Genomic DNA, 11998 nt, shown 5'->3' on the forward strand with positions numbered 1-11998 from the left:
ATTAAAATCACACCTTAAACAGCACAACGCCATTAAAGTTTGAATTGATTTACAACCAAAAGTGATGATATACAATAACCCGCTAATTTTTAAGCCATTAATCGGCTCACTTTTTTTGCCATGTCGTCAATGTTAAACGGTTTTGGAATGAAATCATCAGCCCTGCAGAACCTTTCAACATCACAAAAAGTAGTATTTGCCGACATCATTAGTACTGGAACATTATTAAAATTCTCACTCGACTTTATTTTGTGGCACAAGTGTATACCATTTCCATCTGGCAACATTACATCCATTACCATGGCATCTATATGACTAGGTTGGCTGCGTAACGCCATGTTAAATTGCGACGCATTTTCAAAGAGTGATACCTCATAACCTTCTTCCTCTAATAGCATTCCTATTATTTCCCTAATCCCTGGATCATCTTCCACTACCCAAACTTTTTTCATTTTATTATCTACATTTATCATCCATCAACATTTTATGATACCGATTTGTTTAGTAGCAAGAGATCAATCTTAAAAAGATGATGAATTTTTGATCAAAAGAGGTATTTAGCTACTTGGAACAGGTACATATACCGTATATCCAAACTGCCTAAACAAGGTTAAATGATAAAATGTTTAGCCATCAAAAAACGAAGATGGAAAAGCAGCTTATTATTGGAATTTTAGCTGGCACGCTAACAGCTATATCTGCAACGCCTCAAATTTTTAAAGCACTGCGAACTAAGGAAGTTGAGCATGTATCACCCATCATGTTTCTAATTTTGGCAGCAGGTAACGCTACCTGGTGTTGGTATGGCATTGTAATTAAAGATTGGCCAATTATTGTTACCAACGCATTTTCTTTTAGCATGGCAATCATCATGTTGGCCCTAAAAATAATTTATCGGAAAAAGTGATTTTATAAGCTGTATTGGTCTAAATCGTATAACTATATCCGCAAGTAAATTGAGCTACCTAATACGTAGAAAAATCAGATCAATTGCACAAACTACGTGATTTAATCATCAATTAAACAATTGTCGGCCTCCTATACTTTCTACATAGCAAATTAAAACTTAACGATATGAAAAAGCAAGAAAAGGAAAATATGCCTAATGCTCATCTACACGAATTATTTGTAGATGAATTAAGAGACATCTTAGGAGCAGAAAAACAACTTTTAAATGGTTTAAAGAAAATGGCGGATAGTGCTTCAAGTTCAACTTTAAAAGAAGCTTTTACTGCTCACCATGCAGAAACTGAAGAGCAAATTGAAAGGTTGAAACAGGTTTTTGAAAGTTTGGGCATGGCTGCTAGAGGAAAGAAATGTAAAGCCATGGAAGGCTTACTGGCAGAAGCGGAAGAAATCATCGAAGAATTTGAAGGTGATCCGGCATTAGATGCAGCATTGATTTCTGCAGCACAGAAAGTTGAACATTACGAAATTGCCAGCTACGGATGTTTGGTAACTTATGCAGCTTTAATGGAGCATACTGAGGCTCAAGAGTTACTGGAAATGACCTTAGCACAAGAAAAAGAGACTGACGTAAAGCTTACGGATATTGCAATGTCTGAAGCTAACGTTTCTGTATAAGAGAGAAAGCAGCCTAGCTCTAGGCTGCTTTTTTTAGGTTCTATTTTCAAGCATTTTAATATAATCTTACAACAATATAATGCTACGATAAGTCCTTGTTTAACGGTAAGCTCGAACTTTCGCTTTCAAAAATTGAATAGTATAGAAGTTAAAAACTAAAGAATAATTTGATTTTTAGAAGGCAAATAGAGAATTTTAGCTTTTAATAAATCGATTTCTCACAAACAATCCTGTTTTTAGGTTGTTAGTTTGGATATACTTTTCAGTTTACCATAAGGAATAAACAAGTGTGGATCATCGAAGACGATCCTGATATTCGAGATGTTATTGCCTTTCTACTTGAAGAAGAGGGTCATGAGGTGAGGCTCTTTGAAAATGCCACTCGTTTTAAGGCTGCGTTAACTGAGCCGAAAAAACCAGATTTGTTTTTAATGGATGTAATGCTTCCAGATGGGAACGGCTTAGAGCTTTGCGAGGAAGTTGTTAAAAAGGACGATTTATTACGAGACATACCTATCATTATTATGTCCGCACACATCGGCCTTGCTAAATTTGAACAATCTTGTAGTGCAAATGATTTTATACCTAAACCATTTGACATTAATACGCTTTTAGAAAAAGTTAACAAATTGTTAGTTTGAACAATATGATTTAAAGATTCGCCTTCATCAGCATAATTACCTTAATACTAATGAATGATCAGACGAATAAACCGAACCTCAAAAACAGCCACTGCTCCTACCTTCTTCAACTCTCTGATACCATACAAGATTTAGATGCGATAAAAGTTCTACCTACAGGACTGAATTTGTTAAAAGACTACTTAAAAGCAGTTGATATTGAGTGCTATGAAAAACATCAGTTTTCTAAAAGGCTAGATGACGACACTGTTTCAAAATTACAGAGCGGTACGCTAATTGCCAGTGGTAGTACTTGTTATGTTCCATTACTACAAGAAAATACGCTAACGGCAGTTTTATTGCTTCGTTCTAATGAAAATAGAGAATGGACTACAGAAGAAGTTGACCTTTGCCAGCAGACACTTCATCGCCTATTGGCTACAAAGTTGAGGACTGTAAAGCTTCAATCTTTAAGCGATAGTGAAGAAATGCATCGCCTTCTCTTTCATTCTATGGACGAAGGTTATTGTATTATAGAAATGATTCACGATGCGGATGGAAAGCCCGTTGATTGGCGGTACATGCAAGTAAACCCGGCATTTGAACGACATAACGGGTTGAAGAATGCCTTAGGTAAGACTATTAAAGAGATGACTCCAGCTATTGAAGAGAAATGGATGTTCATTTACGACAGCGTAGCACAAACAGGCCAACCAATTCGTTTCGAGGAAGACTCATCTGCGCTAAGCCGTATTTTTAGTTTATACGCATTTAGGATGGACGCGGAAACGAAACACGTCGCCGTGATTTTTACCGATATTACTGGACAAAGAAGAGCTGAAGAAGCGCTTAGGCGTTCTCAAGATAGTTACCGCATAACTTTAGAGCAGGAAGTGGCATTGCGTACCGAAGAATTGCAAGCAAGTAAAACTCGTTTACAATCCATATTTGATACCACATTGGTTCAATTATCTATTTTAGAAGCTGTTAGAAATAAAGCGGGCCAAATTGAAGATTTTCAGATAAAGCTAGTAAATAGAGAACTGGAACGGGAGACCAAGCGCAGTGATTTGGTTGGTAAGATGTACAGTGAAATATTTCCGGAAACGGTGACTACTGGCCTAATGGATATCATCATTAAAGCAGTAGAAACTGGAATTTCTCAACAGATTGAATATTGTTATCCGGCTGGAGAAGTGCACCAATGGTATGCATGCATGTTCGTGAGTTCTGGGGATAGTGTTGTAGCGAGTTATCTAAACATCACTACAAAGAAACATAGCGAGCAAGAGCGCTACAAAAACCATTTGCTGTTACGACAAGCAGAACAATTGGCTCAATTAGGAAGTTGGGATTATCAGCTGGCTGACGGACAGCTAACTTGGTCTGAAGGGATGTACGATTTGTTTGAACTTGATAGCGATGCCAAGCCCGACTTACATCATTATCTCCGGTACGCAAGTAAAAAAAGTAGCGCTACGGTAGAACAGGTAATTAACGCCATACAGAATGGAAAGCCTAGTTTTCAAAAAACGTTAGAACTGCAATTTGACGGACAAACCAAGTATATTCAAATGCAAACCCTGGTAATTACCGATGATGATGGGCAACCAGAGCGAGTATTAGGAACAGATATAGATGTGAGTGCTGGTTATTTTGCGCAGCAGAAGCTGAAAAACTTGGAAGCTGAGCGTCAAAGAGAGATTGTTAAAGTAATCTTTAGCACTTTGGAGGAAGAACGCCGAAGGATTTCGGAAAATCTCCATAATGGACTAGCACAACTTTTATACGGTGTAAAAATCAGTCTACATAGCCTTTTGCAAATGCCAGAGAGAGATGCCTTTGACAAGCAACTTACTTATGCTAGTGAGCTTTTAGGTGATGCTATTTCTGAAAATAGAAGAATTTCCCATGAATTGATGCCGCCCATTTTAGAAGAGTTTGGTCTAAACGAATCGATTTTAGACATTGCAAAGAAGTTGCAGCATCAGGTTAACTTCACCTATAGAATTAAGGGAATGACGATTGGACTTGAGAAATACATTGAACTGGCAATTTATCGAACAGTACAAGAACTGATGATGAACGTTGTAAAGCATGCAAATGCCACTAAAGCGATGGTGGAAGTATCAGTACAACCTAAAGTAATCGGTATATGTGTATCTGACAATGGCCAGGGAATGGATGTTGACTCTAAAAATGATGGTATAGGCTTGGCCTCTATACGTAGCAAGATAAAATTGCTTAATGGACAAATGGAGATACAAGCGACACCTGGAAAAGGAACGACCGTTAAAATTACGTTTCCGTTAAGTATACAATTAACGAATGATGCTTAATATTTACCGAGATTAGCCGTAGTACCCAAAGCAGTTACGTATCTCAAGATTTAATGGGTAGGCTGAACCAAAAAACACTCCCCTTTCCTATTTCAGATTCGACCCAAATTTGTCCGTTGAGGCGAGAAATAATTTCTTTCGAAAGATACAGTCCGATGCCCAATCCTGATATGTTTGGCGTATGTTCATCAATTCTGTAAAACCTCGAAAAAAGGTTATTCATTTTCTCAGCCGGAATACCCATACCGAAATCTTTAATCCCTACCACTGCAAAATCCCCTCTGGTTTCTATAATCACCTCTACCCGATCTGTTCCTGGCGAATATTTAATAGCATTAGAAAGTAGATTGTTCAGCACCTGCTCCATACGCTGCGCATCAGCAAAAACCGTACAGCGGTCTAGCACTGGTGAAAAGCTGATATGGTAAGTGTTGTTGGTTTCTCTCACCATTTCAACAGTATCCGAAATTACTTTCAAAAGATCAATTTCCTCTATACTAAACTTGAGTTTGCCAGCCTCTATTTTTGATACATCTAACAGATCATTCACTAAAGCGGTTAGCTTTTGCACCTGCTGAAATGTTTTTCCTAAATATTTGCTCGGCTGTTCGTCTCTTACCAAACGCATCAAGATTTGGATGTAGCCATTAATGCCAGTTAACGGTGTTTTAAGTTCATGGCTAGCCAAACTAATAAACTCATCTTTCTTTTGGTTCAGATCTAAAACTTTCTCATAAAGCAATGCCTTTTCTACTCCTAACGAAAGATGGGCTGCAATAGAAAGTAAAAGATTTGCATGCTCGTGGTTGAAAAAGTCGGTTTCATGATGACCAAAATACAGCGTGCCAATACTTCCATTCTCGGTTGAAGAAACGTTAACTGTTATCAGACTATTCAATAAATACTCATGTTCTCCAGCTTGATATTTTAGTGTAAGTTTATCCAAGGTTCCCCAATAAAAAACTGGGTTCATATCGTGCTCTTTGGCTAAACCCGAAATGGTAGCAGGCAACGATTTAAGTACATCTTCCGACAAAGCATTTAATGGCGCTGCATAGTTATTTAGTGTTCCTTTTTGTTGTTCTGATACTAAAAAGCCTCCAAACTCTGCACCAATCAAATGAATAGTAAGCTGAATTACACTGATCAGCATATTGTCAGCTACAACTTCTTTTGATATTGCATTGATCACTAAATTAATAGCTTCGACACGTTCGGTATATTTGGCTGTAGCCACCTTGGCAGCTAGTTGTAAAGAAATGTCCCGAGCAATTTTAGAAGCACCAACAACGTTGCCACTGCCATCGGTAATTGGCGATACGGTAATAGATAGCTGTCTATGAGAACCGTCCTTTGCCTTTCTCACCGTATCAAAATGATCTACTTTTTGTCCTACCCTAATTCTTGAAATAATTAAGGTTTCTTCATCAAGCCTATCTTCTGGTATAATAATAGAAATATGCTTTCCAATTGCTTCTTCGGCGGTATAACCAAACATACGTTGCGCGGCTGGATTCCAGCTTGCAATAATGCCACTTAAATCTTTACTCACAATCACATCGTCAGAAGAGTCTACAATAGCCGCTAATTGACTTTTTCGCTCCGCAGATTCTCTTGCTTGTTGTTCTGCAGATTTCGCATCGCTGATATCTGAAACCACACCAACAAACCTGCTCGGCAATCGTTGCTCATCGAAATAAACTTTTCCAACTGCCCTAATCCATCGGATCTGGCCATTATTTTTGGCAATGGTTCGATATTCCTGTATAAAAGTACCATCACTTGCAGGATCCATCGCCTTTTCTACCGCTTGTACTGAAACCTCAACATCTTCTGGGTGTAAACCTTTTACAAAATCCCGTTCATATTCTACATCTTGGTCTGCAGCTATACCGAAGAAAAACTTACAACGTTCATCCCAGTCTAACTTGCCAGATTTCACATCCAAATCGAACAGACCCAAATTAGCGGCCGAGGCTGCTAAGTTTAAGCGGCTGTAAGTTTCTTCAACCTGCCTTCTGGATACAACCATCTCGGTAACATTTACAGAAATGGCAAGGATACCAAGTACTTTACTGCTTCCCTCACGATATGGTTGATAAACAAAGTTTTGATAGACAATTTCTGGCTTGCCATGTCTCATTAACAAAACGGGTTGTTCTGAGGCGTAAAAAGGCTCACCAGTTTCATAAACTTGTTTCATTGCCTCTTCTAGTCCTTGGGCTCTGGCATCTGGCAGTGCCTCAAAAACAGGTAAACCAACTGTTTCTTCTGCCGATCTTCCCCAAATATCCAACATGGCCTCGTTGACTAATTTGACATGATAATCAGGACCTTCCAATAAGCACATTGCTACTGGCGCCTGTAAAATCATATTTCGGATATTTTTTTCGCCCTGTTCTACCTGCTGTTTGGCAACATATAAATCTGTAACATCTGCGGCAGTATTCATTACGCCATAAACATTGCCATCTAAATCGTGCAGTGGCGTAAAACTATAATTGAAATAGAAAGTTTTGAGCTCGCCATGCATTACCAAATCTATACGTTGGTTGCGTGCGTGAAAGGGAATTCCTGTATCAAAAACGTCAGTTAGCTGATCAAAAACCGATTGATTTTCTAACTCTGGCAGTACTTCGCTGTATTTTTTTCCGATGATATCGGGTCCTTTGCCCCAAACATCTATTAAAGCTTGGTTAGCTTCTACCACCCTCATTTCTCTACCCACGTAAAGTGCAATTGGAAACGGAGCGCTAGAAACCATTTGACGAATTTGCTGTTCCTTTTCGCCCAATCTTTCTAAGGATGTCGCTAAATTGCGTCTAGCTAAATCTAAGTCTTCGTTGGTAGCGGTTAATTCTTCGTTAGATGCAGCCAATTCTTCATTAGCTGCTGCAATCTCCTCATTAACCTGATAAAGAGACTGATTAGCCTCTACTCGATCTGTTACATCTATTACTAAAACGGTTATTCCACTGGTGTGTCCTGTGCGATTTTGAAATGGAGAAACCATAAGATCGACATATCGCAGCTGTTTTCTACCATCAACTAATTGCTCCTGAGAAATTTCACGAAGATATTGTGGAGCAGCTTCATCCATAAAAACGGATAAATCGCCTAAGAGGTCAGTTAACGCTGATAAAATACTTTCTTTGTTATCACTAAAACCAAGTAAACGAAAACATTCATCGTTAATTTCTTCTACGTGTAAAGGAGTACCTCCGATAACACAAATACCAATTGGCGCATTGCCGATCATACTGCGCATATGTTGTTGGCTAGCACGTAAAATATCGCCTGCAACTAACTCGTATGTTTTTTCCTGACAGATACCCCAGGCGCCAAAAATCTCTCCATCTAGCTCAAACAGCGTTCCCATTGATATGTCTAAATATCGATGACCTAATCGCCCCTGTGTACCAATACGAACTCCTTTTACTACAGTGCCTTTATTCTTGTACGCATCTTCAATAGCCGACGATACTTTTTTCCAATGTAACCCAAAAGCGAGGAAACCTACATCTTCTCCTCCCTGTTTTATACCAACATCTGGAAACAAAGCAGCAAAAGCGGCATTGTAAATAAGAATTCTTTGCTTTCCCCAACAAACAAAAGATGGACAAGGATTTACCAGTTGTGCACTAATCGCATACTTTAATCTTAATGGCCATTTAGAGGGATGCCCTACCTCTGTACCTTCCCAATCTTGCGAAAGAATAAGTTGTGCAATATGTTCGCTCCCTCTAAGGAACGCCAAAGGATCTTTTTCAGAATACGTAGACATTCGTTAATTGAGTTAAATGAATAATCTTAGGCTGATAGCTTGGCAATCAGACTAAGTAAATCATCAAATTCGAAAGGTTTGGCAATTGCGCCATCCGCTCCTGCTTTCTCTGCATTCTTCGCCACATCATTATTTGCTGAAACTAGAATTACAGGTATGCTGCTAAGCACTTCGTCTTTCTTCAACTCTCCTATTGCAGCAACGCCTCCCATTACAGGAATCCAGTTATCCATCAATATTACATCTGGACGCAATTCCTTAATCTTGCTAACTACATCATCACAGTTGCTATATAAAACAACTTTATAGCCCTCCTCTTCCAATAAATACGAGTAGATATCCAACAAATCACGATCGTCGTCGAAAACGGCAACGGTCTTTTTTCTCTTTTCAAGAGTTGCATCCATGCTCGAAATTAATTATAAAATCCGAACAGTCAAATAATGCAACACTACGCTTAAACACTTCAATAATAGAATTGTTCTAAACACGTATTTCACTGACTAAATAGCATTTGTAAGTCCCACAAGCAATGGCGCATAGCTCGAATTTATGATCTACATCTTTAGCAAGATGCGAAAACCATCTAACTAAAACAAGTATTCAACTCGATAAAACAGGTATTTAGCATCAATTACTAAAATTGCCAACGTTTCAGGTCCATTTTATTATTAAATATGCTCTAGATTTTACAGCGCTACGGGTTGCTATATCTATATGATTTACATTTATTTACTGGTAATTTTAACCTTAAGGAAAACCAGTGTTATCTGTCTTAAATCATCATTGTACCTGATGCTAACATTGCGGCCTTGTCTTTTATTTGATGCTATTTTTTAGACGCATACCAACTTAAAGCAAACATTTTATTAGTGTAGGAGTTAAATTATTACAATTTGACACTATGCAGAAAAAGCTATTTAAATTCTTCACCACTTATTGGATTACAGCAAAGGAGCGTGCCAAAGCAAAATTAAGAGCACAGAAATACAGGTTTGTACTAAGTATTTGCAAGCTAACGGCGGACTTGATTACAAACGCAACTATTGTTGTTGGATTACTTTTAGTAATTTTCTTAACGAGCATTACTCTGTCGTTTTCCTTATCGGTTTTCTTTAATAGTCATGTACTAGGTTTTTTAGCTGCAACATTGATACTCACTTTAATAGCATTGATGGTGTTATGGAAGAGAGAAACTGTTAACCGCTATTTTGCCGGTCTTACCATCGCACGTTATTTTGAAAAGCGACATGAAGCGCAAGATGAGAATGACGATGAGAACATGACGGATCGTAATGCATTAATAGAACTATTGAACAATAGAAGAAAAGTATGAAAAAGAACAAACTAACCTTTAAAGGTGCTTTTCAAGTATTTAAGAACGCATTCAGCGGATTTAGTGATCACAATGTGACTAAGCTAAGTGGCTCGCTAGCCTATTACACAGTTTTTTCAATGGCTCCGTTGTTGGTGGTAATCATTTCGCTATGCGGTATTTTTCTGGGGCAAGAAGCTGCCGAAGGTCAAATCTATCAGCAACTAAGCGGTTTTATGGGTAAAGAGACTGCCATACAACTGCAAGATATTGTGAAGAAGGCCGCTATTGGCAACAAAGGTAACATTGCCTTCATTATTGGAATTGTGACTTTACTAGTTGGTGCTACAACGGTATTTGCTGATATACAAGACTCCATTAATACCATTTGGGGCATTAAACCAAAACCTAAAAGAGGTTGGTTAAAAATGTTGCAAAACAGATTTCTTTCTTTTTCGGTCATCATCAGTTTGGGTTTTCTTCTATTGGTATCATTAGCTGTAACGTCATTATTAGATGGTTTTAGCAGACAGTTAGAAATGCGTTTCTCTGAAGTTTCTGTAATCGTATTCTACATCCTTAACCAAATTGTCACGTTACTTGTTATTGCGCTTATTTTCGGTGTGATTTTTAAAGTGTTACCCGATGCGGAAATTAAATGGCGTGATGTTGCTTTAGGTTCCTTAGTTACTGCAATTTTGTTCATGATTGGCAAATTTGCCATTTCTATTTACATTGGACAGAGTGATGTGGGCAGTACTTACGGTGCGGCTGGTTCACTTGTTATTCTGTTGTTGTGGACCTACTATTCTTCTATTATCCTTTATTTCGGTGCAGAATTCACTAAAGCTTATGCAGTAGCTTACGGTTCAGAAATTCGACCTTCACATTATGCTGTTAGTATGAAACAGGTAGAAATTGAGACTGGAAACGCACCTGTAGATCAGAATACACCAAGCGGTTAACGGGTTGTCTATTACATGATGAGCAATGAAGAAATTTGTATTATGCATAGTAATGATGATGTTCTGTTTGTTGTTAAGAGCTCAATATAATGACAGCACTTTTTATCATCTTGGACTAAATGTTGCCGGTTCGGTCAATAAAACCAATACTTCCGACGCTTATCTTTTGAACAACGGTGTTAATTTCGGGATCAAGAAAAAAAGCATTGTACTTAATTCGAGCACAAGTTGGTTGTACGGTAAACAAAACAATGAAATAAGCAACAACGATTTTTCTTCTACGCTTAATTTTAATCTGTACAAAACCATTCCGCATTTTTATTACTGGGGATTATTGAACTACACCAGCAGCTTTTCTTTGAAAATTAATCACCAAGTGCAGGCTGGTTTAGGTATAGCTTATAACATTGTAGACCAAGAAAGATTCTATATCAACATTAGCGATGGTATTTTATACGATACAAGTAACTTGTTAGCAGATACTCGTTATGATACCTATCGAAATTCATTGAGGTTACAGTACCGTTTAATGATTAAGGACATCATTTTATTTGAAGGCAGTAATTTCTTCCAAAACTCATTTTCTGACGGTAAAGATTATATCATTCGTAGCTCGAATAAGCTAGGTATACAACTTAAAAAATGGATTAATTTGAATACCACACTGACCTACAATAAGATGAACATCACCAGTAGAGAGAATTTAAATATCACCTACGGGATTACCATAGATAAGTATTTTTAAACATTATACTTTTACAACTTTAGATGGAGTAATAGCAAATACTAACTCATTTTCCTTTGGTTTAACGATTTGCAATCCGGTAAAGGCGCTAAATGCAGGTAATATAGCATAAGCTTCTCCAAAATAGAAGCATGGAAATCTTAAACGTTGCTTAGCTTTGTTGTAAACACTCACACCTGGATGGATATGGCCTCCAATTGAATATAGATCAGAATTGCATTTTAAGCTGTCGTGTATAAAACAAAAGCTGTTGGTGCTATAAGTTGGGTCATAAACTTCTACATTCATGTTTGCATAAATTTCCTGCTTCTGTTTATCGTGGTTTCCCTTTACCAAAACAAAGTTGATTTCCTTAAAACCTTCTCGCCATTTGGCAAAATCTTCAATCTCAGAATTATGATCACTATGAAACATATCTCCATTGATTAATAATGTTTTAGGTTTGTATTTCTGAAGTAACTCTTCTAACCTAGAAACATCGCTTTGAGAAACTGTAGTGGGAATAGCCAAACCTGCCTTACGAAAATGGGCAGCTTTGCCTAAGTGCAAATCACTGATAGCTAGAAGTTCTTCTTTTGGAAGGAAAATAGCCCGTTCTTTATCTAAAATTAATTCTTGTCCTCTAATTTCGATGTTCACATTGCAA

11 protein-coding genes are annotated in these 11998 nt (G+C 37.7%); 7 read left to right on the forward strand and 4 right to left on the reverse strand.

From position 1 onward, the window contains the following. Window positions 1-89: 89 nt before the first annotated feature. Window positions 90-473, reverse strand: a complete 384-nt coding sequence (locus AC23ME_RS11640; RefSeq protein ID WP_487727942.1) for a response regulator transcription factor — start codon at window positions 471-473, stop codon at window positions 90-92. Window positions 474-646: 173 nt separating this feature from the next. Between AC23ME_RS11640 and AC23ME_RS11645 the strand changes: the two genes are divergently transcribed. The 4 genes from AC23ME_RS11645 (at window position 647) to AC23ME_RS11660 (ending at window position 4543) form a co-directional block, all read left to right on the forward strand. After that, entirely contained in the window at window positions 647-907 is a 261-nt protein-coding gene (locus AC23ME_RS11645) for a SemiSWEET family sugar transporter (protein WP_487727943.1), read from the forward strand. A gap of 167 nt (window positions 908-1074) precedes the next feature. Continuing rightward, window positions 1075-1584, forward strand: coding sequence for a ferritin-like domain-containing protein (locus tag AC23ME_RS11650; RefSeq protein ID WP_487727944.1), 510 nt, complete (start codon window positions 1075-1077; stop codon window positions 1582-1584). 287 nt (window positions 1585-1871) lie between these two features. After that, window positions 1872-2225 carry a response regulator gene (locus AC23ME_RS11655; RefSeq protein WP_487727945.1) on the forward strand — a complete coding sequence of 118 codons (354 nt, stop codon included), beginning with the start codon at window positions 1872-1874 and terminating at the stop codon, window positions 2223-2225. A 50-nt stretch (window positions 2226-2275) separates the two neighbouring features. Then, window positions 2276-4543, forward strand: a complete 2268-nt coding sequence (locus AC23ME_RS11660; RefSeq protein WP_487727946.1) for a PAS domain-containing sensor histidine kinase — start codon at window positions 2276-2278, stop codon at window positions 4541-4543. Window positions 4544-4586: 43 nt separating this feature from the next. Here the strand turns inward: AC23ME_RS11660 and AC23ME_RS11665 are convergent, their stop codons facing one another. Both AC23ME_RS11665 and AC23ME_RS11670 read right to left on the reverse strand, forming a co-directional pair. Further along, window positions 4587-8327, reverse strand: coding sequence for a PAS domain S-box protein (locus AC23ME_RS11665; protein WP_487727947.1), 3741 nt, complete (start codon window positions 8325-8327; stop codon window positions 4587-4589). 26 nt (window positions 8328-8353) lie between these two features. Then, window positions 8354-8734: a response regulator gene (locus AC23ME_RS11670; RefSeq protein ID WP_487727948.1), complete on the reverse strand. Its 381-nt coding sequence runs from the start codon at window positions 8732-8734 to the stop codon at window positions 8354-8356. Window positions 8735-9231: 497 nt separating this feature from the next. Here AC23ME_RS11670 and AC23ME_RS11675 point away from each other — a divergent pair, with 497 nt between their 5' ends. From AC23ME_RS11675 to AC23ME_RS11685, 3 genes are read left to right on the forward strand one after another with little or no spacing between them, the layout of a single operon-like run. Beyond that, complete coding sequence (locus AC23ME_RS11675) at window positions 9232-9663, forward strand: hypothetical protein (RefSeq protein WP_487727949.1); 432 nt, start codon at window positions 9232-9234, stop codon at window positions 9661-9663. Next, window positions 9660-10607 (forward strand): YihY/virulence factor BrkB family protein, encoded by a 948-nt coding sequence (locus AC23ME_RS11680; protein ID WP_487727950.1) that lies wholly within the window; start codon window positions 9660-9662, stop codon window positions 10605-10607. The genes AC23ME_RS11675 and AC23ME_RS11680 overlap by 4 nt, the downstream gene beginning before the upstream one ends. 25 nt (window positions 10608-10632) lie before the next feature. Then, window positions 10633-11352, forward strand: coding sequence for a DUF481 domain-containing protein (locus tag AC23ME_RS11685; protein WP_487727951.1), 720 nt, complete (start codon window positions 10633-10635; stop codon window positions 11350-11352). 3 nt (window positions 11353-11355) lie between these two features. On the opposite strand, the gene pdeM is transcribed toward AC23ME_RS11685, so the two are convergent. Continuing rightward, window positions 11356-11991, reverse strand: coding sequence for a ligase-associated DNA damage response endonuclease PdeM (gene pdeM, locus AC23ME_RS11690; protein WP_487727952.1), 636 nt, complete (start codon window positions 11989-11991; stop codon window positions 11356-11358). Between the last annotated feature and the right edge of the window lie 7 nt (window positions 11992-11998).

It is taken from the genome of Pedobacter sp. T50_32 (assembly GCF_057652195.1).